Raw genomic sequence first — 24,328 nt, 5'->3', positions numbered from 1 at the left:
GCATCGATCACTCCCGTTGGCAACGCCGGCGGGAGTTGAAGTGTTGACCCGGATCCTGACCCAGGGACCGATCCCGCGAGTGGAGATCGCCCGCCGGACCGGGCTGTCCCAGGCAGCCGTCACCAAGGCGGTCGCGCCGCTGATCGAGGCGGGTTTCGTCACCGATCAGCCGGCCATGCCGTCCGAGGCGGAGAACCAGCTGGGCATCGGCCGGCCGGTCAGCCCGCTGACCGTGGTCCGGAACAGCGTCTCGGTGATCGGGCTCAAGGTCACTCCGACCGCCCTCATCGGCGTCACCACAGACTTCACCGCCGGGATCCTGACCGTCCGGCACCAGCAGCTGGACGACACCACACCGGACGCGGTGATCGAGCGACTCGCGGACCTGGCCAAGGAACTGATCAAGTCGGCAGAGGTCACCGCCGGCCCGCTGATCGGGATCGGTGTGGCGGTGTCCGGTGACGTCGACGCCCGGCATGGCGTGGTCCGGCACTCGCCACTGATGGGCTGGCGGGACGTGGCGGTCGCCGACCTGATGACCAAGCGCCTCAAGGTGCCGGTCGTGGTGACGAACGACGTCCGCGCGCTGACTGTGGCCGAGCACTGGTTCGGGGTCGGTGTTGACGCGGACTCGTTCGCGGTCGTCACGATCGGCTCCGGAATCGGCTGCGGGCTCTACATCAACGGTGAGGTCGTGTCCGGGGCGTACGGCGTCTCCGGTGAGCTCGGCCATCTGCCGCTGGCGCCCGGGGACCTGGTCTGCACCTGCGGGCGGCGGGGCTGTGTGGAGACGGTCGCTTCGTCGGACGCGATCCTGACCCGGACCCGGAAGACGACCCGGCGGCCGCGGCTGGACCTGGCCGGGGCGATCAAGCTGGCGCACGAGGGCGACGAGCACGCGCGGGAGGCGTTCGACCGGGCCGGTGAGGTGATCGGGGCGGCGCTGGCCGCAATGGTGAACCTGGTCGGGCCGGAGCTGGTGGTGATCGCGGGCGAGGGCGTGGCGGAGTACGACCTGTACGAGGAGCGGATGCGGCAGGCGTTCGGCGACCACGCCTTCGGTGCCGCCGCGAACTGCCGGCTGATGCTCCGCTCGCACACCTTCGACGACTGGGCCCGCGGCGCGGCCGCGACGGTGATCCGCTCCTACGTCCGGGGCGAACCACCGCTACAACGCTGACCACGCGGACGGGTTGGGCCCGCGAGCGAGTGCACGGACCCAACCCGACGCGGGCGGTCAGGTGCGGGCGGCGGCCAGGATCTTGCGCCAGACCTTCTTGTACGACTCCAGGCCGTCGGCCGCGAGCGGTCCGGTCGGCCCGGCGGTGATGGACACGCGCTCCGGGATGGTGCCCCAGACGGGGATGCCTTCCGCGGCGTACTGCTGCATCGCGTCCTGGTAGCTGCGGGTGTACGTCCGGGCCGAGCAGATCACCAGGCCGACCGGGATGTGGTCGGGCACCAGGTCCAGCACCGCCTTGACCCGTGGTGTCTCCACACCGCCGATACGGGTCGGCAGGACGACGATCCGGGCCCGCTCGAGCGCCTTGTTCAGCAGGCGTTCGTGCGACGGCGGCATGTCCACGATGCCGATGCCCTCCGGCGGAATCTTGTCCAACGCCTTGTTCAGCAGACGCTCGGTCGGCGCCTCCTCGATCTCGACCCTGGCCAGGTGGTCGTCCTCGGAATCCGCGACCCAGTCGGCGGCGCTACCTTGCGGATCGGCGTCGACCAGGGTGGATGTGCGACGGTTGGAAGATGCCAGCGCGGCCAAGTACACCGACGTGGTTGTCTTTCCGACCCCGCCCTTCAGTGCAGCTGTCACGATGATCATGAGAGTGAACTTACCCGGTTTTGTCCGATTTCCGGCGTGTCGTCGGCGTTGCCTTTCCACATCGTGATAGTTGCCCCCGGCCCATGTGAACAAGCTCAAGCCCCCTTCATCACACCTGAATCCTTCCGCCTGCTGCACACCTCTTACCCCTGGACCCGCACCCCGCCGGTCCACGAACCGGAGGTTGTCATGACCGATTTCGTTGCCCTCGCCATCGCTGCCGGAGTGCTCCTGCTCGGCACCTGCAGCATCGTCGTACTGCGCCGGCGTGGGCGGTCCCGTGGCTGACCCGGCCTGGCCTGACGACCAGCTGATCGTCGCCGCGCAGGACGGAGACGTCGACGCGCTCACGGCGTTGGTCGCGGGCTCACACCCGACGGTCCGGCGCTTCGCCCGGTCCCTGTGCGCCTCGCCCGAGGACGCCGAGGACGCGGCGCAGGAGGCCTTGATCATCCTGTATCGCAAGATCGGGATGCTCCGGGCCACCGGGGCCCTGGCGTCGTGGATGTTCCGGATCGTCCGCAACGAGTGCCTGCGGCGAGCCCGCACGATGCTGCGGGACCAATCACTCGCTCGGGACACCACCACGCTGTCGGCCGAGGACGAGGTGCTGCAGCAACTGGAAGCGGCGGAAGTGGCGGCGGCGATCGCCGCCCTCCCCATCGACCAGCGGCGGGTGCTGATCCTGCGCGACGTCCAGGGCTACAGCGGCCGCATGGTCGCCGACGCGCTGGGTCTCAGCACAGCCGCAATGAAGTCACGTCTGCACCGGGCCCGGACCGCGATCCGCGAGAGCTTGAACCCCATCGGAGGACAACCATGACGCGAAGCACCACCTTCGCGAGCGCGTCGCTGAGCCGTCATCTGGTTCGCGGCGTCATCGGATTCGGCGGCCTGATCGGCGCGTTCGCACTCGTTCCGGTGGTCGGGCTGTACAGCCTGCTGCTCCTGCCGCTGGGCGTACTCGCACTCCGTGGATGCCCGATGTGCTGGACGATCGGCCTCCTCGAGACCATCTCGAACGGCCGGCTGCGGCGGGCCTGCGACGACGACCGGTGCAGCGTGGCCGTCGCCGCTCGGGAATAGCTCAGGTTGCTGGTTTGCGGATCACCTCGATCAATGCGGTGAGGCCGGAGCGGCCGTGTCCGGCCTCGTCCGCACGGGCGAAGAGTGCGGCGAGCGCTCGCGGCATGCCGGTGTCCAGACCGACCTGTTCGAAGGCATCGACCACGTGTTCGCTGCCGACTGCCTGCATGTGCAGGTTGTTCTCCGCGCCGGGATAGACGCCTCGCTCGATCTCCACGGTGAGGAGCTTGAGGAACCCCATCGGTCCTTCGTCGGTGAGGTCGGAGAGCAGCGCGGCGGCGTACGGGCGCAGGTCCTCCGCGCTGATGCCCGCCGTGCCGACCAGGGCGACCGAGTAGAAGTAGCTGGCCAGCGTGGTCCAGAACATGTTCAGCATGGCCTGGTAGTAGAGCATCGCCAGCCCGGCGTCCGTACCCATGTAGTCGGCCCGGCCCAGCACCTCCAGCGTCTCCCGATGTGCCTCCATCACCTCAGCCGCACCGCTGTAGAAGACGTACGCGCCCGGCTGGCCGATGCCCGGCGGCGGGACCATGATGCCGCCGGTCACCAGCGTCCCGCCGCGCTCGGCGACCGACTGACTCGCACTACGCAGGCGGTCCGGGCTGTCGGAGCTGAGGTTGACCAGCGCCCGCCCGGCGAGGTCCACACCGGCAAGCGACTCGTCCATCGCGGCATAGTCGACCTGGCTGATCACCACCAGGTTGCTCGCGGCCACCGCTTCGGCGGCCGTCGCTGCCTCGACAGCACCGGCGGCAACGAGCTTTCCCGCCTTGCCCGGAGTCCGGTTCCAGACGGTGGTCGGGTGGCCGGCGGCAAGGAAGACCTCGGCCATGGTGGATCCCATCGCGCCGAGGCCGATCACTGTGACTGCTTCTCGAGAACTCATGCGCCGATCGTGCGAAACCCCGCTACGGGTTTACTACGGCTATGTACTTCGGCGTGCTGGGTCCACTGGTGGTCCGGACGGACGCCGGTGCGCCGGTCTCCGTGCCCGACACCAAGGTCCGCACGCTGCTCCTCGATCTGCTGGTCAATCGCGGTCACCCGGTCTCGGCCGACCGGCTGCTCGAGGACCTCTGGGGCGACCGCCCACCGCGCAACGCCACCGGCACACTGCAGGCCCGGATCTCCCAGCTCCGTACTGCGCTCGACCGAGCCGAACGGGGCAGTCGCGCCCTCGTCGCCCATGGTCCGGCCGGCTACACCCTCACCGCGGATGTTGTCGACAGCAACATCTTCGAGCAACTGGTCAGCGCGGGCCGACTGCGCGAGGCGCTCGACCTGTGGCGTGGTCCGGCGTACGCCGACGTACCCGACCACGAGTTCGCCCGCGCGACCCGCGACCGCCTGGAGGAGGCCCGCCTCACCGCGACGGAGGCCTGGCTGGAGCAGACCGACGACGCGCTCCCCGAGCTGACCGAGCTCGTTCGACGTCACCCGTCGCGCGAACGACTTCGCGCGCTGCACATGCGCGCTCTGTACCGAACAGGCCGCCACGACGAGGCCCTGCGATCGTACGACGAGCTTCGCGGCATCCTGGCCGACGAGCTCGGCGTCGATCCCGGACCGGAGCTGGTCGAGTTGCACGCGGCGATCCTCCGGCACGATCCATCCCTGCAGCCCTCCAGACTTCCCGCTCCGCTCAACGCTCTGATCGGCCGCACCGAGACAGTTCGCGAAGCGCAACGGCTGCTGTCCGACAACCGCCTGCTCACCCTCGTAGGACCAGGAGGCGTCGGCAAGACCCGTCTGGCCTTGGAACTCGGTCGCAACCACTCCGGCGACGTACGCCTGGTGGAACTCGCTCCGCTCAGGCAGGACGACGTACTGGAGGCGTTGGCGGCCGCACTGGACCTCCGGGACGAGTCGGCCAACCTCCTGCCGCGGCTGGTCGAGTCATTGAGCAACAGACGCCTCCTGCTCATCCTCGACAACTGCGAGCACCTGGACATCGCACACCTGGTACGACGCTTGCTCGCGGCCGCACCCGGGGTGCGCGTACTCGCGACCAGCCGGGAGCCGCTAGGCCTGCCTGGTGAGCGGCTGCTCGACGTGAAGCCTCTCGAACTGCAGGCGGCCACCGAGCTGTTCACCGCACGCGCCGGCGTGGACAACTCTGAGGCAGTTCAAGGGATCTGCCGGCGGTTGGACGGCATACCGCTTGCGCTGGAGCTTGCGGCGACCCGAGTACGGGCGCTCGGCGTGCAGAGGTTGGCGGACCGGCTGGATGACCGGTTCAGGCTGCTGTCCGGTGGGCGCGGCGTGCCGGAGCGACAGCGGACGCTCCGGGCGACCATCGACTGGAGCTGGGACCTGCTGGACGCGGAGGAGCGGACCATGCTTCGCCGGCTGGCCGTGCACGCCGGCACGTTCTCGCTGGAGGCTGCTACCGAGGTCAGCCGGTTGCCGGACGCCGTGCTCCTGGCACTTGTCGACAAATCCCTAGTTGCCGCCGGCGCCGATCGCTACCGGCTGCTGGAGTCGGTAGCGGCGTACAGCCTCGAGCGACTCGTAGAGGCCGGCGAGGAGGCCGAGACCCGGCAGCACCATGCGGAGTACTACCTCGAGCTGGCCCAGCGAGCCGAGGAGCAGTTGCGTGGGCCGGAGCAGCGCACCTGGCTCCACCGCCTCGACCAGGAGGCCGCGAACTTCCGCACGGCCCTCGACGCCGCGCCACAGCTCTCATTGAAGCTGGTCAACGCGCTGGCCTGGTACTGGTACCTCCGAGGTCGCCTGGGTGAGGCACGGCGGTCCATCGCGGCGGCACTCGCCGTACCTGGTCAAGACCCTGCAGACCGCGCGGCCGCGACGGTCTGGCAGGTCGGCATGACTGCCACCGATGCCAAGGGCACCAACCTCACCGAGGCGACCGAGGAGGCGCTGGCGCGGTACGACGTACCGGCGCGCGCACTGTGGTTCCTGACCTCCACGCAATGGGCGTACGGCGACCGGGACGTGCTGATGGGCCGCATCGACCGAGCGATCGAGACATTCACCGCGGACGGCGACCGCTGGGGACTGGCCGCGGCGCTGAGTACTCGGGCACAGCTCAACATCGTGCACGCTGATCTCGACGCGATGCTGCGGGACGGTCATCGCAGTCTGGAGCTGTTCGACGAACTCGGCGACGACTGGGGCCGGCTGCAGGCGACGTACTCGCTGATCGTGGTCGCCGAGGTCAGCGGCGACTACCCGACGGCCGAGCGATACCTGTCGGACGCCATGCACCAGGCGGAGGAGCTCGGGCTGTGGACCGAGGTCTCGTTCCGCACCTCCGGGTTGGGCCGGATCGCGTTCCTCACCGGCGACTACGCCCGCGCCGACGTCCTGCACGAGCGGGCCCGACGGTTGGCGATCGAGCAGTCCAACAAGTCGGCCGAGGAGTACGCCGAGGTCGGTCTCGGACTGTCCGCCCGCCGCCAGGGTCGCCTCGACGACGCCGAGGCCCACCTGACCAAGTGGCTCGACTGGCTCAGCCAGGTCGGCGGCACCCCGGGGATCGCCTTCATCCTCGCCCAGCTCGGCTTCGTCGCCGAACAACGCGGCGACTTCACGAAAGCACAAGCTCTGCACCAGCAGGGGTACGAGGCAGCGCAGCGGGTCGGCGACGAGCGGGCGATCGCGCTGGCCCTGGAGGGTCTGGCCGGCGCGGCCGAGGATCCGGACCGCGCCCGCCGGCTACTCGCCGAAGCAGAAGCGCTCCGGGCGAAAGTGGGTGCACCACTTCCGCCGGCGGAGCGCTTCGACGTCGACCGCATCCGCGCCAGGCTTGAGGCCTAGCGCCTGCCTACTTCCCGAGCCAGCCGTCGACCTTCGACTGGTTGTCCTTGACCCACTTCTCCGCGGCCGCGTCCGGGGTCAGCTTGTCGACCGCGATCGAGCGAGCGACGGCGTTCTGGTCCTCGTTGGTCCACTGGAAGTTCTTGACCAGGCCGTACGCCGGACTGCCCGAGTCGGCGAACTTCTTCGAGACGACCTTGTCCAGGTCGTACGGCGGGTAGTCGCAGGCGATCTTGGCCGGATCGGCGTCGCAGCCGGCCTTGTACGCCGGCAGGTCGACCTTGACCAGCTTCATCTCGTTGAAGAACCACTGCGGCTCGTAGAAGTAGGCGAGCAGCGGCTTCTTGTTCTTCTCCGCGTCCCGGAACGCCTGGATCAGCGCGGTCTCACTGCCGCTCTGCACCACCTTGTAGTTCAGCGCCAGGTTCTTCACCAGCGCCTCGTCGTTCGTCACGTACGACGGGTCGCCGTCGAGCAGCTGGCCCTTGCCGCCGGACTCCGACGTCTTGAACAGAGCGGAGTACTTGTTCAGGTTCTTCCAGTCGGTGATGTCCGGGTACTGCTGCGCCATCCACGGCGGCACGTACCAGCCGATGATCCCCTTGACCCCGGTGGAGCCGGCCTCGACCGCGACCTTCTGGTCGGTGATGTACTTCTTCTTCAGGTCCTCGTGGCCCCAGTTCTCCAGCACGGCGTCCACCTCGCCGGTGCCGAACCCCTGCCAGGAGATCTCCTCCTTGAGGTTCTTCTTCACCACCTTGCAGCCGAGGTTCTTGGTCGCCACGTACGCGACTACGGCCGCGTTCGCCTCGTACCCGACCCACGGGCTGACGGCCAGGTTGAAGGTGCCGCACTCCTTGCCGCCGGTGGCGGCCGGCTGCTCTGCGCCGACCTTCTCGCCACCGCACCCGGCCAGCGCAAGCGCCACCGCTGTCAGCACACCGGCGTACCGGAGCTTCTTCACCGCTTGTCTCCTCTACTTTGGAAATTCTGGGTACGGCGGGCCGCTGCCTGCGTGACCCGGTCCAGCAAGACGCCCAGGAGGACGATAGCCAGCCCGGCGGCCAATCCCTTGCCGTACAGCTCGCTCTGCGCGAAGCCCGCGGCCACGTCGTACCCGAGTGCACCCGCGCCGACCAGTCCGCCGACGACCACCATCGAGAGCACGTAGATCAGGCCCTGGTTCACCGCCAGGGTGATAGCCCGGCGGGCGACCGGCAACTGCACCTTGCTGATCACCTGCCAGCTGCTCGAGCCGACCGAGTTCGCCGCCTCGACGGTCGCCACCGGCACCGCCCTGATGCCGTCAGCAACGATTTTCGTGGTCACCGGTACGGCGAACACGACCGCGGCCGCGATCGCGGTGAACCGGCTGGTGCCGAACAACGCCAGGAACGGGACCAGATACACGAACGGCGGCATCGTCTGCCCCGCGTCGAGCACCGGCCGGATCCAGGTGTCGACCCGATGGTTGCGTCCGGCCCACACGCCGAGGGCGAGGCCGACTGCGACCACCACGACCGTCGCGAGCAGCGTCGACGCCAGCGTGACCATGCTGTCGTGCCAGACCCCGGTCGCGACCAGCAACAGCGAGCACACCGCGGCGGGGACGGCTCCACGCCAGCTCCCGAGTACGGCGGCCAGCGCGACGACGACCGCGGCGACGAGCCACCACGGTGAGCCGGTGAGCAACGCCTCCAACGGGTTCAGCAGCCCAGTCGTGACGGCGTCGCGCACGCCGTACGTGAAACCGCCGAAGACGTCCTGGACCCACGCGGTCACGTCCGAGGCGATCACCGCGATCCGCGAGCCGATGTTCACCGAGGTCGGGAACTCGGCCGCCCACACGTACGTCCGGGAGAACCAGATGGCGATCAGGACACCGACGGCTCCCACTCCGAGCAGGACCTTCCGCCGGATGCTCGCCGTACGCCAAGGCCGGTCACCGGCCGCGGTCGTGACGCGATCGAGCACGATCGCGATCACGACGATCGCCAGACCGGCGTTGAACGCGACCCCGACGTCCAGCGTCTGCAGGGCTTTGAGCACCGTCTGACCCAGGCCGGGCGCGTCGATCAGCGCGGCCACCGTCACCATCGACAGCGCGGCCATGATGGTCTGGTTGATACCGACGACGACCGTACTGCGGGACATCGGCAGCAGCACCTTGGTCAGCGTCTGGCCCCGGGTGGACCCGAGCGATCGGGACGCCTCGACGCTCTCCGGCGGGACCGAGCGGATCGCGTGCGCGGTCAGGCGGACGGCCGGAGGTGCCGCGTAGATCAGGGTGGCGATCGTGGCCGCGGCCGGGCCGATCGCGAAGAACAACGTCAGCGGCGCGAGGTAGACGAACGTCGGCAGCGTCTGCATCAGATCGAGGACGAGCGTCGCCACCCGGAAGGCCCGGTTCGACAGCCCGGCCCAGATGCCCAGCGGGATCGCGATCAGCAACGACAGCAGCACGGCCGCGATCGTCAGCGCGAGCGTGTCCATGCTCTCCTGCCACAGCCCCTGCAGCCCGACGAACCCGAGCCCGCCGGCGGTCAGCAGCGCGACCTTCCAGTTGCCGAACGCCCACGCCAGGTACGCCGCCACCGCGACCACCCCCAGCCAGCCGATGACCGGGACGGGCCGCCCGTACGACGCCTGCGAAAGGACGTTCTGGAGCAGTACGACGAACTGATCGACGACCACCCGGATCGCGTCGAAGACCACATTGCCCTGGCCCACGTCGTCGCGGTGATCGGTCAGCCAGCGGTGGAACGCGGTCGTCTCTTGGCCACCGAGTGCGAGGGTATCGATCCCGCGAAGCACGAAGTACGCCGCGACCCAGACGACGAGCAGTACGCCGACGACCACGCTGCGCCGAGGTCGGCGTACCTCGACCTCCACATCGCTGGTGATAGCAGCCATCAGTTGTCCGCGACGACGGCGAGGATCTCCTCGTCACCAATCACACCGAGCAGCGTGCCGTTCGAGACGACCTTGACCGGCCGGTCCGCCTCCAGCACCAGCCGAGTCGCTTCCCGGACCAGGACGTCCGGGCCGAGCTCGGGTCCGTCCAGCGGCTCGTCCGGTCGCGGTTCGCGGACGATCCAGCGAAGCGTCAGTACGTCGGCCCGCTGGACGTCACGGACGAACTCGCGGACGTAGTCGTCGGCCGGTGCGCCGACCAGCTCGTCCCCGGTGCCGAGCTGGACCGCGGCGCCGTCGCGCATCAGCAGGATCCGGTCGCCCAGCTTGAGCGCCTCGGACAGGTCGTGGGTGACGAACACCATCGTCTTGCCGACCTCGCGATGCAGCCGGACGACCTCGGTCTGCATCTCGCGGCGGATCAGCGGGTCGAGCGCGGAGAACGGCTCGTCGAACAGCAGCACGTCCGGGTCGTTCGCCAGCGCGCGGGCCAGGCCGACGCGCTGCTGCATACCGCCGGACAGTTGCTCGGGATAGAAGTGCTCGCTGCCGGCCAGGCCGACCAGGTCGATGACCTCCTGGGCGCGACGCCGGCGATCGGGCTTGCTCTCGCCGCGGATCTCCAGGCCGTACGAGACGTTGTCGATCACCTTGCGGTGCGGCAGCAGGCCGAAGTGCTGGAACACCATCGAGAACTTGCTCCGGCGCAGCGCCCGCAGCCGCTTCTCGTCGGCGGCGCGCAGATCCTCGCCCTCGAAGATCAGGCTGCCGGCGGTAGGTTCGATCAAACGCGTGAGGCAGCGGACCAGCGTCGACTTGCCGGACCCGGACAGACCCATCACGACGAACACCTCACCGGGTGCGACGTCGAAGCTGAGGTCGCGGACGGCCGCCGTACAGCCGGTCCGGGCGTAGAGGGCGGCGCGATCCAGGCCGGCCAGGTCGGGGCGGCGGGGTACTCGCTGGGCCTTCGGGCCGAAGACTTTCCACAGGCCATGGATCGACAACAGTGCGTCGCTGTCCTGTACCTCGGGATACTCGAGCTGAGCGGTCACAGGTTCACCCTCGCATCCCCGCAAGCGGATTCATCGTGAACCGCGACTGTATCCAACCCACAGTCCCCCAGCGCGCCCGCGGGTGTCTGTTGCGTCAACTATGGCTGGTACGGCGGCGCCTCGCCCCAACCCCAGTGCGGAACGGGCGCCTGCGGCGGAGGGGTGGCGCCAGGCTGCGAGTTGGCGAGGGCGATCCGGGTGCCCCACTCGACGTACGCGACGAAGGCCGACCGGAACTCCGGGTCGTCCGGCAGGCCGGCCGGATCCGCGCTCGCCGCGATCAGCGCGGCCCACCGTGATCGCTGCTCTTCGGTCAGGCCGAGGTTCAGGTGGTGCCTGAGCATCGAGGGGTAGCCGCCGAGCTCGTCGGTGTACCGGCTGTGGCCGCGGAAGACCTCACCCAGCCAGATCGCCACATGCTCCCGATGCTTGTCGCTCATGTGCGCGAACACCGGCGCGAGCAGCGGATCCGCGAGCACCTTGTCGTAGAACACCTCGGTCAGGCGCAGCAGCGCCTCGTGCCCACCGGCCCACTCGTACAGCGTCGGAGTCGTCATGTAATGATGTAATCACACCAGCAGGGCATCGGCGACGGCCAGCAGGACGGGCTCGATCGCGGTCTCGCCGCCCTCGGTGTCCCAGAGCACGTTCTGCAGGATGCGACCGGCCGTCCAGCCGAGTGCGCGGCCGCGGTCGATACCGGTGATGTCGAGCATCAGGTCGAAGCGGTCCCGGATCGCACCGGTCAGGTCGCCGGTCGCGACCAGTTCGTCCCAGCGATTCCACAACGCCGGCATGAGCTCGAAGCCCGGGTCGCCGGCCAGCGGCTTCGGGTCGATCACCAGCCACGGCTGCCGCTTCGCGGCCATCACGTTGTAGTAGTGCAGGTCCCAGTGCAGCAACCGGTCGCCGGGCTCCGGCAACACCTCCTCCACCTGCGCGACAAGGCGCCGTACCAGCCGGCGTTCCGCCGAGTCGCCGAGCAGCGGGATCAGCATGGGCGCGTCGTCGACCATCTGGCCGGCGATGTCCTTCAGTCTGCGGATCCCGGGTGGCGCCGGCACAGCGCTCAGCCGGGTCAGGAGCTCGGCCAGGATCCGGGTCGCCTCGACGTGGTCGGGCAGGTCGTCGAGGGTCCGCGGCTCGAGTCGCTCGAGCAGTAGGGTCGACGTCTCCGGGTCGTCCTCGAGCACCTCGACGACGTCGTCATGACCCCAGGTCCGCAGCGCGAGCGCCTCGCCCTCGCTCTCGTCGTTGACCGTCTGGAGCTTGAGCATCGCCTCGGTGCCATCACGTCGTACGACCGGCACGATCAGCGAGGCCTCGCCGCTCAGCGGCTCACCGTCGACCGTCAGCTGCCACCGATCGACGTACTCCGCCACAGCCGCCGGCAGGCCCGCCAGCCACTCGGCCGACTTCTCGCCGTGGTTCCTCGTCAGCTTCGCGGGAATCTCGATCACCCTCGGCACAGTAGGTGGTTCGGCCGGGATGTGCTTGGGTTTTCTGGTGAGCGAGATGGAGAGCAGACATCGGCGGGTGCAGCGAGTTGTGGTGGGCATCTATCTGGGGATCCCGCTGGTGCTGCTGGTGATCGTCGCGTGGATCAGTACGGCCGGGTCGCCGGTGGCTTGGGTGACGTGCGTGGTGCCGCTCGGGATGTTGGTGTTCGGGTGGGCTTTGCGGCGACGCCATCGGTATCAGCCGCAGGCGTGGGCGGGGATCGGGGTGCTGTTCGGTGCTCTCAGCGGGTTGTACGTGACCCTGTGCCCGTTGGCGGTCGGGGTTTGGTGGCCGGTGTGGCTGGCGTTGCCCGGGTTGTTACTGGGGATCGTGGCCGGTGGCTGGCTGGCCCGGTACGCCGATCGCGTGCTGCTGGTGCCCGTCGTACCGGAGCTCGCGGATACGCCGTACGAGCTGTTCTTCCGGTTGCGTGGGCTGCAGTTGACCGCGGTCCTGCTCGGCGCGGACAGCGTCACGATCCAGAGCCGGCCGGTGATGCGCTCACAGGCCTCGGGCGACCTGGCCAAGACCTATCCGATGAGCAGTATCACCGGGGTCTTCGAGGTCGCACTGAGTGGCGTCGAGCGGCTCAAATTCCCGATCGCGATCCCGCATCCGCCGGTGGTGACCGAGGGTCCGGCCGTGATCGTGCAGGCGTCGGGTGACGACTGGGTTCTTCCGACCAACCAGGCCTCGACGCTGATCGAGCTGCTCAACCGGCGCAGGTCCATCGCATAGCCAACGCGAACCCGAGGTCCGTGTACTGCGCGCCAGGGAACACGTCGTCGTACAACTCCCGGAACTCCGCACGGGACAGGTACCGATCACTCGCCAGATGGTCGAGCCACGGCTTGCTGTGCCAGAACCGGAACTCGAACCACGCATCCCTGATTCCGAGCCGGCCGATCTGCCGCGGAAACCCCAGCCACGCACCCAGCAGGTAGACCGACCGAGGCGGTGTCGGAGTCCAATCGCACACGTTGTCCACCACCGCCACCGTCCCACCCGGCCGCACCAGCGACTTCAAGTGCTCGAGCCCCGCGCGGTAGTCCGGCAGGTGATGCATCATCGTGTGGCTGTACACCAGATCGAAGCCGCTGTCCTCCACCGCGAACACATCAGCCACCCGATACTCGACATTCGGCCGCGCCCGCTTCTCCCGCGCCAGCGAGATCATCGGCTCACTCAGATCGACACCAAGCACCTCGTCGTACCGCCCAGCCAACCGCTCCGCCGCATGCCCCGCCCCACACCCCACATCCAACGCACGCTCACCACTCAGCCCGAGGCCGAGCACCCACGCGGTGTTCTGCCCGGGTTGCAGGCTGACGAACCGGTCGTAGTCGGCGGCGAAGCGATCGAATGATGCAGGGTCGGCCATGGTGGTACGACGCGCGTCGCGCTGCGCTGGTTGGAAGCAACGGACCGTGAGCCCTATCCAGTGGATGGGCGGGGTGTCACGCTGCGGAGATGTGGACTAGACGGGTTTTGGTGGCGCTGATGGCGGCGTCTGTGGTGGGGGTCCAACTCGTCGGCGCACCTGCGGTGCAGGCGGCCCCGGATCCCAAACTCCAAGTGACTGGTGTGACGCTGGACCGAACCTCGGTCGCAGTGTCCGGTCTCAACACAGTGGCCGTGCAAGTCCGGGTCACCGGCGGCTACGACTCCGACGAGCCGAGCCTGGAAAACATGCCGCTGAATGTCTGGCTCCAGCGGACGTCCGGCACCGGCCCGCGGACCCTACTGGTGTCGACTGATCTGCCGCGGGTGTCCGGTACGACGCAGGACGGCGTATGGGCCGGGCCGGTGTACGTTCCGTCCACGGCCAACGGGACGTTCACCGTGTTCGGCGTGACGCCTGGGCCGCTGGCCGTCTACGAGTCCGGCCCCATGCCGCCCGATCCGACGCCGGTCGCCGGGCCGGCCCTGACGGTGAACGGCTCTCATCTGCCGAAGATCACCGCCAAGGTGACTCCGTCGACCGTGCCGTTCGGATCCGGCTTCACGATCACCTGGGCGGTCACCGACTCGGCCACCGGAGCGCCCTACGCGACCCGGATCCGGGTCCTGCTCGGCATCGCCAACCAGTGCGACGACAACCAAGGTGGGGACACCCCGCTCACCAGCTCGAGTGGGACCGTGACCAAGGTGTATCCGGCGTCGGCCGGGGACGCCCTCGTCTGCCTGCGGATCCACGGCCGCATCTGGGACATCGCCGCTCTGCGTCTCCTCGTCGCCCGGCCCGGGATCGTCTCGGCCGTGCCGTCGAGGACCAGCGCTCCGGTCGGGACGATCGTGCCGGTCACCGGCAACGTTCTCGGCGCACCGTCGGCCTGCAAGGTGTTGCTGCAGCGCCTGTACGGCGCGTCCCAGTGGCGTGGTGTCAGCACCGGAGTGGTCCGGCAGAGCGGGCGGTTCACGCTGTCCGCTCAGCCGGCGTACAAGGGGCTGATCCCTTATCGGGCGTACTTCCCGGCGTGCGGCCGCTACCAGATCGGCATCAGCAAGGTCTTCTACATCCGCGGTCTCTGATCCTCACGAGGTGCCGTCATCCGGCGGCACCTCGTCGTACCTCAGGACGCTTCGCGTTCTTTCTTGGCGGTTTCAGCCTTTTCGGCTTGCCAGCCGTCTTCGTTCTTGCCTAGGCGCCAGTAGCCGGAGAGGGAGACGCGGTCGCGGGGGAGGGTGCGGTCCTGGAAGAGGTTTTTGCGGATGCGGAAGACGAAGCCGGCCTCGCCGTGGACGAAGGCCTGTACGTCGCCGGCTGGGAAGTCGAGCGCCTCGACTGCGGCGACCAGGCCGTCGCCGCGTGCGGCGGTGCTGCCTGCGCGGTGGAACCAGGTCACATCGACGTCGCCTGAGCCGCCGAACTTCTGCTCCTCGGTCCCGTCCTCTACCTCGACCAGGACGGTCGCCCGCGCACCCGGCGGCAACTGCTCGACGGCGGCACTGATGGCCGGCAGGGCACTCTCGTCGCCCACCAGCAGGTGCCAGTCGGCCGCCTCGTCCGGCGCGTATGCGCCACCCGGCCCGTTGAACCACAGCACGTCACCGGGCTGCGCCGCCGCGGCCCACGGCCCGGCTACACCTTCGTCGCCGTGGTGGACGAAGTCGATGGTGAGCTCGTGGCTGTCCTCGTCCCAGTTCCGCACTGTGTAGGTCCGCATCGTCGGCCACTGCTCGGACGGGTACGTCTCCCGGACCACGCCCATGTCCAGCGGCACCGGGTACTCGACGCCGGGCTTGCCGAACAGCAGCTTCACGTAGTGGTCGGTGGTGCCGTTGTCCACGAAGTCGTCGGAGCTGAACACGACCTGGATCATGTGCGGGGTGATTCGCTCGGTACGACGGACGACCGCGCGCTTACAGGTGCGGTTGCGGCGGGGTGCGGGGCTGGTCACGAGACCACGGTCCTCTCGGAGACATCGGGCGGCCCGGTCAGGCCAAGCAAGTTAGGTCTACCTAACTCAGGCTAGCTCACCTGTTCCAGGCCGCCCCAGTGCTGTCTCAGAGACCGCGGATGTAGAACACCTTGCTGACGCCGGGCTGATAGTTGTAGCAAGCCGGCAGGTACACCCGGTACGGAATGAGGCCCTTGTACGCCGGCTGCGCGTTCACCGTGAATCGCCCGCTCTGCCGGACCGCACCCGAGCCGACCGACCGCCACTGCGTCGCACCGTAGAGCCGCTGCAACCAGACCTTGCAGTTGTACGGCGCTCCCGCGACCGAACCGTTGACCGGGACGATCGTGCCGACCGGAGCGCTGGTCTTCGACGGTGTCGCCGACACGATGCCCGGTCGGGCCACGAACAGCCACTGCCCGCCGATGTCGTACGGCGCTCCCGTCAACCGCAGGCAGTTGAGCGCATCCGCGTCCACCGCCTTGTACGACTTGGTCACCGTGCCGTTCGTGTCGGTCCGCACCGACTCACCGCCGCCGGAGTCCTCGGCGCACGGGACGTCGACACCGAGCAGCGCCCGGATCCGCGAGCCGTGCGGCTTGCCGGTCGCGGTGTCGATGATCGCCCAGCGGATCGAGTACGGCGAACCGAACGGCACCACCTTCGGCGACACCGACGCGGTGACCTTCGGCAGGTGGGTCCCGGTGACCGCGAGGGGCGGACCGTCGAACGGTGTCGCGTCGTACGGCGTACCGCCGATGGGCGCACCGTAGGGTCCCGTCACCACACCGGTCACCTTGAAAGTGCCGTTCGCGGTCGAGGTCGCGTTCAGCGTCCCGGACCAGACACCGTTCTGCAGGGTGCCCGACAAGCGCTTCAGATCGGTCGAGAAGATGGTCTTGAGCGGCCCGGTCCCACCGGTGCGCTCGAGGACCACGTTCAGCGCCAGGTTCTCGTCGCCCGGCTCGGTCGAGTCGTAGCCGCCCTTGACCGTCGCCTTGATCGGCGCGGTGTTCAGCCCGGAGACCGCGATCGCGGTCTTCTCCAGGGTCACGGCGGTGATGGTCAGGTTCGGGTCCGGGTCCGCCTGAGCCGCCGGAACTCCGCCAAGCAAGAGCCCCACCAGTGGCGCTGCGAGCAGCGCTGCCATCACTCGCTTGATCCGCATGACAACAGAGCCTGGCAGGGGTCTAGTGCGGCGCCAAGCAACTCGGCCGATCACTGCGCTTTCGGGCGCGGACGATAGACCGGTTCAACCAGCGAGCGGGCAGTGTTCACCTGCAGGACATACACAGCCCGGCTCGGCGACCGCTACGGTCCGCACGCTGTCGGGGTGAGCCAGGTCTTCGGTACGCCGCGGAACCCGGCCCACACCGTCACGCGCACCGACCGGTTCGGCCGGCCGATCTCACTCGACCTGCGCACCCCCGAGGGCAACTCGGTGCTGTTCACCGGGCCGCCCGGGATGGGCAAGACCCTCGAGCTCGACCGGGCCGAGGCACTGGCCCGGCGGCAGGGCTGGGTCGGGATCCGGGTCGACGCCTCGCCGCGGGAGCCGCTGGAGAACCGGTTCGTCCGCAAGGTCACCGAGGACCTCGGCACGATCCGCAAGCGGTACGGGATGCTCGGCGCCCGGCGGCTGAAGAAGCTGGTGAAGGACCTGGGCCAGCGCACCCGCAACCGGCAGAACGGCGCGGAGATCAGGGTCATGCCGGTCCCGTTCGTCCAGGGCGTGGCGAAGACCCAGTGGGACGCGAACGCCCAGGACAGCGCCGGTACGACGCTGAACGAACTCGCCGATCAGCTCGGCGAACTCGCGGCGAACCGTAAGCCGCCCGAGCCCGTGCTGCTGATGGTCGACAACCTCGACGTCGCCTCGGAGCGCGACCTGGCCGCGCTGACCGAACTGTCCGCACACCTGGAGCAGATGCGCCGGCCGGTGTTCCTGATCGCGGCCGGCGGCGAACTGGCGGCGACCCGGCTGATGGCAGCCTCTGGCGGGCTGTCCAAGATCGCCACCGGGGTGACCGGGCGATTCGACGTTCGCGAGGTCAACGCGATGACGGACGACGAACTCATGCCCGCACTCACCGAACCGCTGCGTCAGGCCGGGATCGCGTACGAGCCCGAAGCGGTGGACCGGCTCGTCCGGTCAGCCAATGGCGATCCGACCCGGCTCCGCGATCTGGCCGAGACGGCGCTGCCGATGGCCCAGCAGAGCGGCGGGGTGACCGTCGACGTGGCGAAGGTCGCGACGGCTCAGGTGAACGACAAGTCGAGGGTGCTGTACCAGGCCGCGTGGAACAACTGCTCCGACACAGAGAAGGACCTGCTGGCGAAGGTCGCCGCCCACGGCCCGCACGGACTGGCGCTGCCGGGCGATACCGGCATCGCCGCTCTGGGCCGCTGGCAGGAGCTGGACGCGGACCGGCAGAACCTGGTTGCCCGAGGCATGCTTCGGGACGGCGGGGACCGGATCACGGTCGCCGATCCGGGACTGCGGGACTGGGTCCAGACCCGGGTCGGTCAGTCCGCCGCGCACCTCGGCATCGCGCCGCCGACAGCCCCGGCGCAGGCTCAGGCTGCCGTGACCGAGTCCACCCGGCCGACGACCACCCGCGAATACAAAGGCATGACCTTCCACCTCAACAGCTAGCGTCGGGCGGCCCGCTCCGGGTTGGCGGGCTTCGGCAGGCGGAGGGCGGGGTTGCCGCGGTGGCGGCCCGTCGGCGGTTGGGTCCGCGCGCCGCGAATCATCCAGAGGGCAAGCAGGGCCGCGGCGATCAAGCCGGCGACACCGGCATAGTCGGTCAGACTCGTTTGAGGTTCTCTTTCATGGGCGGTTGCGCAGTTCTGTCTCTGTCCCCACCCCACCGCCCCGCTCAGGGGGCGGCGAGTTCCGCGAACTTCTGACCGGAAGTGACGCTCCCTCACCATCTCTGTGATGACACTCCGGTGCCACCCGCTGGACCGGCACAGCTGTGCCATTCGCCGAGGGGCTCGCTTCCACGTTGGAATGGCTGGTTAGGTGTGGGGTCACGAGCAGCAGGGAGGGGCCACGATGCAGGACGGCGTGTTACTCGATGCGCGCGAGGAGCAGGCGTACAGGTTGCTGGTCGGGCTGTCCGTAGCCCGGTCGGCGGAGCTGGCCGAGGTGGCCGAGCTGCCGCAGCAGGAGGCCGACGAGGTGCTGCAGCGACTGCAGGCGAAGGGGCTGGTCGCGGTCCACCACGCCGACGGTCCGGTGTTCCGTCCGCTACCACCGGACGTCGCCCTCGGTACGACGCTGCTGCGCCGGCAGGAGTCATTGGAGGCGGCCCGGAAGACGGTGGCGGCGTTGAGCGAGGAGTTCCGCGCCAGTGCGAGCCGTCGGGACGCCCACCACCTGGTCGAGGTGATCGTCGGGGCCAACGCGCTTCGTGAACGCCTGCGCGATCTGCAAGAGTCGGCACGCGAGGAGATCCTGTGGTTCTGCCGCGCCAACCCACTGGCGATGCAAGGCGCCGACAACACCGAGGAGTACGGCGCTCTCAGCCGTGGCGTCCGGTATCGCGCGATCTACGAACGGGCCCTGCTGGAGCAACCGGGCGAGCTCGACACAATCGCCGAGGGGGTCAGCTGGGGAGAGGAGGCCCGGTCCCTCCCGACGCTCCCGGTCCGGTTGGCAATCGTGGACCGGTCGACCGCGGTCTGCCCACTGGTCCGTGACGACGAGCTGGGCATCGGTGAGCCGACGGCCGCGGTGATCGGCCGCGGTCAGTTGCTGGACGCGCTGCTTGCCCTGTTCGAGAGTCACTGGGAGCAGGCGACCCCGGTGAAGCTCCACTCGGATGACAAGAACGACCCCGAGGGCCTCGACGACTCCGAACGCTTCCTGCTGTCCCTGCTGGTGGCCGGCGTACCGGACAAGTCGATCGCCTCCCAGCTGGGGATCAGCCGCCGTACCGTCCAGCGCCGGCTCGACCGCATGATGGCCCTGGCCGGTGTCGACACCAGGACCGGACTCGCCTTCCAGGCCGCCAAACGCAATTGGATCTGAGCTGGGGCGGCCCCCGCCGCCCCAGCTCGGTCTGCTACTTCACGCCGTACGCGCGGATCACGGTCTGCGTCACCGCGGCACCGGTGTTGTCAGTCGCGCGGACCTTCAGCGACACGGTGTCGCGCGCGGACGGGACCACGGCCAGGTAGTGGCCGAGGGCACCTACTACGGCGAGCTTCTTCCAGCTCTTGCCCTCGTCGTACGACGCCCAGGCCTGCAGCGTGGTCGAGCGGGTTCCTCCGGTGACGTCGAAGCCCACCGCGTGGGTGCGGGCCGCGACCCGACCGGTCAGGTCGACCGGGACGGTGTAGCCGACCTGCAGCAGCGACAGCGGAGCCGGCCTGTCCACCGGCGCGTTCTTCGAGCGGAACTCCCACGAGGTCTGCGTCCGCGTACCCCAGGTCCACTCTTCGTCGTTCCGCTCGGTCGACAGGTCCAGCTTGTACGCCGCGTCGTCGCTGGACGTCATCACGTCCTCCCACGCGTCCGGCAGCTCGGCGACGACCTGACCGTTGCGCGACAGCACCGCGGACGCCGACGTGGTCTCGCCGACCGTGTAGTGGCCGGCGGCGTCGACGAACGACGGGATCCGCAGCGACAACCGGTCACCGGTCCGGGTCGACTGCACCCCTGGTGCGGCCGCCGGGCGGACGACCGGACCGAACCAGGTCTCGTTCGACTGACCGGTCTTGTAGCTGCGCGGCACCGAGGTCATCCCGCCCTGCATCGGGTTCATCTCGTCCCAGGTGTAGAGGTGGTGCACCCGGTGCTGCCAGAGCGAGTCGCCCGACGTCACCCACTCCTCGCGTACCTTGGGCGTCTCGACGAACCGCTGTGAGTCGTTCCAGGCGTACTCCTGCCACGGCCGCCAGCCGAACCGCTGCTCCTTGGCCCAGTTGAACCCGCCGTTGTCGGCGTACTTCGTGGTGATCCGGGCGCTGTTCGCCGGGGTCACCTTGTAGTTGATCTTGGCCGGGATGTACCCGGTCGAGACCTGGTTGACGTCGTACAGGTACGGGCTCGACGTGGTCAGCGTCAGGTCGATCGTGGCGCCGCCGCGCTTGGCCCGCTCGATCAGCTTCTGACCGTCGTTGTACCCGGTGACCATCGCCGGGATCGGCTCACGGTCGCCGATCGGGCGCCACACCGTCCAGGCCGACCAGTCCGCCGGCCGGACCAGGATCACGGCCGCGGCACCCGCGTTCGCGGCGGCGGCGATCTGCTCCTGCTCACTCCCGTTGCCCCAGCCGTCCTCACTGGAGTTGATCACGGCCAGCGCTCCCTTCACGCCCTTGAGCGTGGAGTCGGCGTAGACCATCGGCAACCGCTTCGTCTTGCCGTCGTACGACGGCGACCGGTGCAGCAGGTTGATGTCGAGCGGACCCGCGACGCCCTGGACCGTGGCCTGGACCAGCGGCGCGACCAACTGCCAGCGGGACGAGAACTCGAAGGTGCCGTCCTTGACCGGCTTGGTCGGGGTGACGTTGACCTGCTTGACCGTGCTGAAGTGCATCACACCGTGGCTGATCGAGCGGCCGTTGCCGTACACCCGGTGCACGTAGTAGCTCAGCACCGCCTGCTGCTCCGACGGCTTCGGCGTCTCGATCGTGATCGGCGCCGCCTTGCGGGCGTCGATGACGACCTCGGTGTCCTTGCTGACCACGATGTTCGGGTCGGTGAACAGGCTGGCCTGCTCGTTCTGCGGGTCGTAGTTGTCGACCAGCCCGTGCAGCAGGTAGGTGCCCTCCTCGACCTCGGCCGTGATGCTCTCGTCGCCGGGGATCCAGGCGAGCACGTCCGAGCGCGAGTTGTCACCGAACAGCGCGACCACCGGGACCGCGGTCGGCTGACCGTCCAGGCCGATGCCGCGCAGGGTGATCTTGTGCTTCGGCCCCTGCCGGAGTGCGCCGACCGCGGTGTGGGTGACGACTCCATTGGTGCCGGTGGCAACGATCCAGCCGCTGTGCAGACCACGATCGAGCTTCGCCGCGGCCAGGTTCACCGGTACGTCGACAGAGCCGTTGGCCGGGACAGTCACACTGGCCGGGACACCGAAGGCGTCGGTCTCCGGCTTGGCGGTGTCAAGGTTGTTGACGGCAACGGACAGGGTCAGCGTGACCGGGGCGTCCGACTCGTTCCGGTAGGTGATGGTCCGGCTGCTGGCGTCGGTCGACGTCTGCAGGCCGAAGTCCGCGACGGCGGTCGCGAACACGTTCTGCGAGGTCGCCCGGGCCAGGTCGACCCGGCCGGCGCCCTGGGCGTAGACGGACTGGTTCGGCTGGGTCTTCGCGGTGCTGACCAGTGCGTTCTTCAGCTGCACTGCCGTCCAGTCCGGATGCTGCTGCGCGAGCAGGGCAGCCGCCCCGGCCACGTGCGGCGCGGCCATCGACGTACCCGAGGCCGCCGTGTAGAGGTCGTCCACCGGCCCGCCCATGGCGGTGCCCTTGGCCCGCGCGGCGACGATGTCCACACCGGGTGCGGAGATCTCCGGCTTGAGGCCGGCGTCGCCGAGTCGCGGACCGCGGCTGGAGAAGTCCGCCAGCGCGTCGTTACGGTCGACGGCCGCCACGGTCAGCGCCGACGCCGCGGCGCCCGGCGTACCGACGGACTCGTCCCGGCCCTCGTTGCCGGCCGAGACGACGAACAGCGTGCCGGTCCGGGCGGTGATGTCGTTGACGGCCAGGCTCATCGCGTCGGTGCCGTCGGTCGGACCGCCGCCGAGGCTCATGTTGACCACCTTCGCGCCCTCGGCCGCGGCCCACTCCATCCCGGCGATGATCCAGGACTCGTAGCCGTAGCCGTCGTCGCCGAGCACCTTGCCGACGAGCAGGTCGGCCTTCGGCGCGACACCCTTCCGGGTACCGCCCGCACCCGCTCCGGTGCCGGCGATCGTGGCGGCGACGTGCGTACCGTGACCGAAGTGGTCCGCCGGGCCGGTCGGGCTGCCGGAGAAGTCCTCGGTCTGCTTCACCTTGCCGGCCAGGTCCGGGTGCTCGGCGTCCACGCCGGTGTCCAGTACGGCGACCTCGACGCCGGAGCCCTCGTAGCCGGCCTGCCACGCGGCCGGCGCACCGATCTGCGGCACGCTCTTGTCCAGCACCGCGCGGACCTTGCCGTCGAGCCAGATCTTGCTGACACCGCTGTTCAGCGCGCGGGCGCCGACTGCCGGCTTCAGCGACTTCCACAGCTCGGGCAGCTGGTCCTTGGCCGCGTCGACGGCCCGGCCGCCGATCGAGCCGAGCTCCCGCTTGGCCGTCGTACCGGCCAGCTCCTGGGAGCTCCGGAGCCCCTGGTCGTACTTGACGATCAGCGGGAGCTGCTTCGCCGCGGAGTCGCCGTACCCGTCGGCGACGAGCTCCTCGACGTCGAACAGGTCGGCGTCCAGGACGCCGCTGGAGATGTACGGTACGGCGTCGCTCGGCAGGACCCGGAGTCCGCCGTCGACCTCGATGGTGTGGAAGGTGACGCGCTCGCGGCCGGCGGCCGGGCGGACCGTCGCCGCCTTCTTCCCGGCACCGGCGTCGGTCACCTCGACGACGTCGCCGGTGATCAGGGTGACCGCGGTAGTGGTGCCGCCGGCGGTCCCGGCGGGTGTCGGTGGGGGTGCGGCGGCGGCCGGGGTCGCCGAGACCGCGCCGAGGGTCAGCAGCGCCGCAAGGGTGGCGGCGGTGATCCGATGGGGGGACATTGTTCTCCTTCGAGAGGCTGGGGGCAGGCGCACCTCTTCTTCCGACCGAGTCTGCAATCCCGGCGCCCGATCCGCCCTGTCCACAACTGCCGTAGCTGCGACATGGCGCAATCGCGCCATACTTATTGCCGCGCCTCCGGCGCGGCGGGTCATGGTGCCCTTGGCTCCCGGCCTTCCCTCGTCGCTCCACTCGCTTCGCTCCCTACGCTCCTCAGTCCAGGCCGGGAGGGCCCCATGACCGCACAGCAACTGGTCCGTCGATGGGCATGGGTGGGCACGTTTCTGGTGGGCGCGGCGCTGTACCTGCTGGTCCTGGCCGTCCTCACCGACACCAAGAACCCCAACCTCTTCCCGACCATGATCCTGCTCGGGGCGCTCGTCGTACCGCTGACGTTCGTGACGTTCGCGGCCGGCCGGTCCGGGCGGTGGTTGATCGACGGGCCGACCCTCGGCGGCTGCCTGCTGTTCGGCGGCGTCATCGGCGTGGTGGTCGCCGGTCTGCTCGAGTACGACGCGATGCGCCGGCTCGGCACGCTGCCGATGGTCGGGGTCGGGCTGATCGAGGAGGCGGCCAAGCTGGTGGTGCCGGCCATCCTGGTGCTGTTCTTCGGGCACCGGTACCGGACGTCGATCCCCACCGGGATCGTGATCGGGGTCGCGGTCGGCACCGGGTTCGCTGTCCTGGAGACGATGGGCTACGCGTTCGTCGCGCTGGTGCAGTCCGACGGGAACATCGGCGCGGCCGAGGAGACGCTGTTCATCCGCGGTCTGCTGTCGCCGGCCGGCCACGCAGCCTGGACCGGGCTCGCCTGCTGGGGGCTGTGGCGGTTCGTGACCAAGCCGACCGGCTGGCACTTCGCCGGCTTCGTGGGCATGTTCACCCTGGCCGTTGCCCTGCACACCACCTGGGACGGGATCGGCGGCGCGGTGACCTATGCCATCGTCGGTGCGATTTCGATCGGCCTGCTCCTCTACGGCCTGAAGCGGGCCCAGCGCGTACACAACCCTGTTCCCGCCTAGACAGACTGTCCA

Annotated in this window: 20 protein-coding genes; 9 read left to right on the top strand and 11 right to left on the bottom strand. The window is 69.1% G+C overall.

Annotation, left to right across the window (positions count from 1 at the left end; translation table 11 throughout):
* The first annotated feature begins 40 nt into the window (after positions 1 to 40).
* Positions 41 to 1,180 (top strand): ROK family protein, encoded by a 1,140-nt coding sequence (locus tag ACGFIF_RS36095; RefSeq protein WP_393160729.1) that lies wholly within the window; start codon positions 41 to 43, stop codon positions 1,178 to 1,180.
* 57 nt (positions 1,181 to 1,237) lie between these two features.
* On the opposite strand, the gene ACGFIF_RS36090 is transcribed toward ACGFIF_RS36095, so the two are convergent.
* Positions 1,238 to 1,834 (bottom strand): ParA family protein, encoded by a 597-nt coding sequence (locus ACGFIF_RS36090; protein WP_393160727.1) that lies wholly within the window; start codon positions 1,832 to 1,834, stop codon positions 1,238 to 1,240.
* 280 nt (positions 1,835 to 2,114) lie between these two features.
* On the opposite strand from ACGFIF_RS36090, the gene ACGFIF_RS36085 reads away from it, so the two are divergent.
* A complete protein-coding gene (locus ACGFIF_RS36085) occupies positions 2,115 to 2,657 on the top strand; it encodes an RNA polymerase sigma factor (protein ID WP_393160725.1) in 543 nt (180 codons plus the stop codon).
* Entirely contained in the window at positions 2,654 to 2,920 is a 267-nt protein-coding gene (locus tag ACGFIF_RS36080) for a hypothetical protein (protein WP_393160723.1), read from the top strand. The genes ACGFIF_RS36085 and ACGFIF_RS36080 overlap by 4 nt, the downstream gene beginning before the upstream one ends.
* Position 2,921: 1 nt before the next feature.
* Here ACGFIF_RS36080 and ACGFIF_RS36075 read toward each other — a convergent pair whose 3' ends face one another.
* Entirely contained in the window at positions 2,922 to 3,806 is an 885-nt protein-coding gene (locus tag ACGFIF_RS36075) for an NAD(P)-dependent oxidoreductase (protein ID WP_393160721.1), read from the bottom strand.
* A gap of 41 nt (positions 3,807 to 3,847) precedes the next feature.
* On the opposite strand from ACGFIF_RS36075, the gene ACGFIF_RS36070 reads away from it, so the two are divergent.
* Positions 3,848 to 6,700, top strand: coding sequence for a BTAD domain-containing putative transcriptional regulator (locus ACGFIF_RS36070; protein ID WP_393160719.1), 2,853 nt, complete (start codon positions 3,848 to 3,850; stop codon positions 6,698 to 6,700).
* A gap of 7 nt (positions 6,701 to 6,707) precedes the next feature.
* Here the strand turns inward: ACGFIF_RS36070 and ACGFIF_RS36065 are convergent, their stop codons facing one another.
* The 5 genes from ACGFIF_RS36065 to ACGFIF_RS36045 form a co-directional block, all read right to left on the bottom strand.
* Complete coding sequence (locus ACGFIF_RS36065) at positions 6,708 to 7,664, bottom strand: ABC transporter substrate-binding protein (RefSeq protein ID WP_393160717.1); 957 nt, start codon at positions 7,662 to 7,664, stop codon at positions 6,708 to 6,710.
* Complete coding sequence (locus ACGFIF_RS36060) at positions 7,661 to 9,613, bottom strand: ABC transporter permease subunit (protein ID WP_393160715.1); 1,953 nt, start codon at positions 9,611 to 9,613, stop codon at positions 7,661 to 7,663. Before ACGFIF_RS36060 ends, ACGFIF_RS36065 begins: the two co-directional genes overlap by 4 nt.
* The gene (locus ACGFIF_RS36055; protein WP_393160713.1) at positions 9,613 to 10,668 is read right to left on the bottom strand and encodes a glycine betaine/L-proline ABC transporter ATP-binding protein; all 1,056 of its coding nucleotides are present in this window, start codon (positions 10,666 to 10,668) and stop codon (positions 9,613 to 9,615) included. Before ACGFIF_RS36055 ends, ACGFIF_RS36060 begins: the two co-directional genes overlap by 1 nt.
* Before the next feature lie 98 nt (positions 10,669 to 10,766).
* Positions 10,767 to 11,225, bottom strand: a complete 459-nt coding sequence (locus ACGFIF_RS36050; RefSeq protein ID WP_393160711.1) for a group II truncated hemoglobin — start codon at positions 11,223 to 11,225, stop codon at positions 10,767 to 10,769.
* Between the two features lie 12 nt (positions 11,226 to 11,237).
* A complete protein-coding gene (locus tag ACGFIF_RS36045; RefSeq protein ID WP_393160762.1) occupies positions 11,238 to 12,137 on the bottom strand; it encodes an aminoglycoside phosphotransferase family protein in 900 nt (299 codons plus the stop codon).
* 46 nt (positions 12,138 to 12,183) lie between these two features.
* Between ACGFIF_RS36045 and ACGFIF_RS36040 the strand changes: the two genes are divergently transcribed.
* Positions 12,184 to 12,906: a hypothetical protein gene (locus ACGFIF_RS36040; RefSeq protein ID WP_393160766.1), complete on the top strand. Its 723-nt coding sequence runs from the start codon at positions 12,184 to 12,186 to the stop codon at positions 12,904 to 12,906.
* Here the strand turns inward: ACGFIF_RS36040 and ACGFIF_RS36035 are convergent.
* Positions 12,881 to 13,549 (bottom strand): class I SAM-dependent methyltransferase, encoded by a 669-nt coding sequence (locus tag ACGFIF_RS36035; protein ID WP_393160709.1) that lies wholly within the window; start codon positions 13,547 to 13,549, stop codon positions 12,881 to 12,883. The genes ACGFIF_RS36040 and ACGFIF_RS36035 overlap by 26 nt on opposite strands.
* A 119-nt stretch (positions 13,550 to 13,668) precedes the next feature.
* Between ACGFIF_RS36035 and ACGFIF_RS36030 the strand changes: the two genes are divergently transcribed.
* A complete protein-coding gene (locus tag ACGFIF_RS36030) occupies positions 13,669 to 14,700 on the top strand; it encodes a hypothetical protein (RefSeq protein ID WP_393160707.1) in 1,032 nt (343 codons plus the stop codon).
* Positions 14,701 to 14,741: 41 nt separating this feature from the next.
* Here the strand turns inward: ACGFIF_RS36030 and ACGFIF_RS36025 are convergent, their stop codons facing one another.
* Together ACGFIF_RS36025 and ACGFIF_RS36020 are read right to left on the bottom strand one after the other, a co-directional pair.
* The gene (locus tag ACGFIF_RS36025; RefSeq protein ID WP_393160705.1) at positions 14,742 to 15,569 is read right to left on the bottom strand and encodes a siderophore-interacting protein; all 828 of its coding nucleotides are present in this window, start codon (positions 15,567 to 15,569) and stop codon (positions 14,742 to 14,744) included.
* Positions 15,570 to 15,675: 106 nt separating this feature from the next.
* Positions 15,676 to 16,737, bottom strand: a complete 1,062-nt coding sequence (locus ACGFIF_RS36020) for a hypothetical protein (RefSeq protein WP_393160703.1) — start codon at positions 16,735 to 16,737, stop codon at positions 15,676 to 15,678.
* A 165-nt stretch (positions 16,738 to 16,902) separates the two neighbouring features.
* Here ACGFIF_RS36020 and ACGFIF_RS36015 point away from each other — a divergent pair, with 165 nt between their 5' ends.
* Both ACGFIF_RS36015 and ACGFIF_RS36010 read left to right on the top strand, forming a co-directional pair.
* Positions 16,903 to 18,225, top strand: a complete 1,323-nt coding sequence (locus tag ACGFIF_RS36015; RefSeq protein WP_393160701.1) for an AAA family ATPase — start codon at positions 16,903 to 16,905, stop codon at positions 18,223 to 18,225.
* 405 nt (positions 18,226 to 18,630) lie between these two features.
* The gene (locus tag ACGFIF_RS36010) at positions 18,631 to 19,608 is read left to right on the top strand and encodes a helix-turn-helix domain-containing protein (protein WP_393160699.1); all 978 of its coding nucleotides are present in this window, start codon (positions 18,631 to 18,633) and stop codon (positions 19,606 to 19,608) included.
* A gap of 34 nt (positions 19,609 to 19,642) precedes the next feature.
* Here the strand turns inward: ACGFIF_RS36010 and ACGFIF_RS36005 are convergent, their stop codons facing one another.
* Entirely contained in the window at positions 19,643 to 23,296 is a 3,654-nt protein-coding gene (locus ACGFIF_RS36005) for a S8 family serine peptidase (protein WP_393160697.1), read from the bottom strand.
* Between the two features lie 234 nt (positions 23,297 to 23,530).
* On the opposite strand from ACGFIF_RS36005, the gene ACGFIF_RS36000 reads away from it, so the two are divergent.
* Positions 23,531 to 24,316 carry a PrsW family intramembrane metalloprotease gene (locus ACGFIF_RS36000; RefSeq protein ID WP_393160695.1) on the top strand — a complete coding sequence of 262 codons (786 nt, stop codon included), beginning with the start codon at positions 23,531 to 23,533 and terminating at the stop codon, positions 24,314 to 24,316.
* Positions 24,317 to 24,328: the final 12 nt, after the last annotated feature.

The sequence above is a fragment of the Kribbella sp. NPDC049174 genome (assembly GCF_043197365.1).
Classification (GTDB): Bacteria; Actinomycetota; Actinomycetes; order Propionibacteriales; family Kribbellaceae; genus Kribbella.
The sequence above is the reverse complement of the archived record's forward strand: the minus strand, read 5'-3'. Positions and strand labels throughout refer to the sequence as shown.

What these genes read in the sequence shown, in the direction of transcription:
- ACGFIF_RS36030 (WP_393160707.1), top strand. Translation starts at nt 13,669, where the DNA reads ATGGCGGCGTCTGTGGTGGGGGTCCAACTCGTCGGCGCACCTGCGGTG.
- ACGFIF_RS36010 (WP_393160699.1), top strand. Translation starts at nt 18,631, where the DNA reads ATGCAGGACGGCGTGTTACTCGATGCGCGCGAGGAGCAGGCGTACAGG.
- ACGFIF_RS36005 (WP_393160697.1), bottom strand. Translation starts at nt 23,296, where the DNA reads ATGTCCCCCCATCGGATCACCGCCGCCACCCTTGCGGCGCTGCTGACC.
- ACGFIF_RS36000 (WP_393160695.1), top strand. Translation starts at nt 23,531, where the DNA reads ATGACCGCACAGCAACTGGTCCGTCGATGGGCATGGGTGGGCACGTTT.
- ACGFIF_RS36070 (WP_393160719.1), top strand. Translation starts at nt 3,848, where the DNA reads ATGTACTTCGGCGTGCTGGGTCCACTGGTGGTCCGGACGGACGCCGGT.
- ACGFIF_RS36060 (WP_393160715.1), bottom strand. Translation starts at nt 9,613, where the DNA reads ATGGCTGCTATCACCAGCGATGTGGAGGTCGAGGTACGCCGACCTCGG.
- ACGFIF_RS36035 (WP_393160709.1), bottom strand. Translation starts at nt 13,549, where the DNA reads ATGGCCGACCCTGCATCATTCGATCGCTTCGCCGCCGACTACGACCGG.
- ACGFIF_RS36075 (WP_393160721.1), bottom strand. Translation starts at nt 3,806, where the DNA reads ATGAGTTCTCGAGAAGCAGTCACAGTGATCGGCCTCGGCGCGATGGGA.
- ACGFIF_RS36040 (WP_393160766.1), top strand. Translation starts at nt 12,184, where the DNA reads ATGGAGAGCAGACATCGGCGGGTGCAGCGAGTTGTGGTGGGCATCTAT.
- ACGFIF_RS36080 (WP_393160723.1), top strand. Translation starts at nt 2,654, where the DNA reads ATGACGCGAAGCACCACCTTCGCGAGCGCGTCGCTGAGCCGTCATCTG.
- ACGFIF_RS36090 (WP_393160727.1), bottom strand. Translation starts at nt 1,834, where the DNA reads ATGATCATCGTGACAGCTGCACTGAAGGGCGGGGTCGGAAAGACAACC.
- ACGFIF_RS36050 (WP_393160711.1), bottom strand. Translation starts at nt 11,225, where the DNA reads ATGACGACTCCGACGCTGTACGAGTGGGCCGGTGGGCACGAGGCGCTG.
- ACGFIF_RS36020 (WP_393160703.1), bottom strand. Translation starts at nt 16,737, where the DNA reads ATGCGGATCAAGCGAGTGATGGCAGCGCTGCTCGCAGCGCCACTGGTG.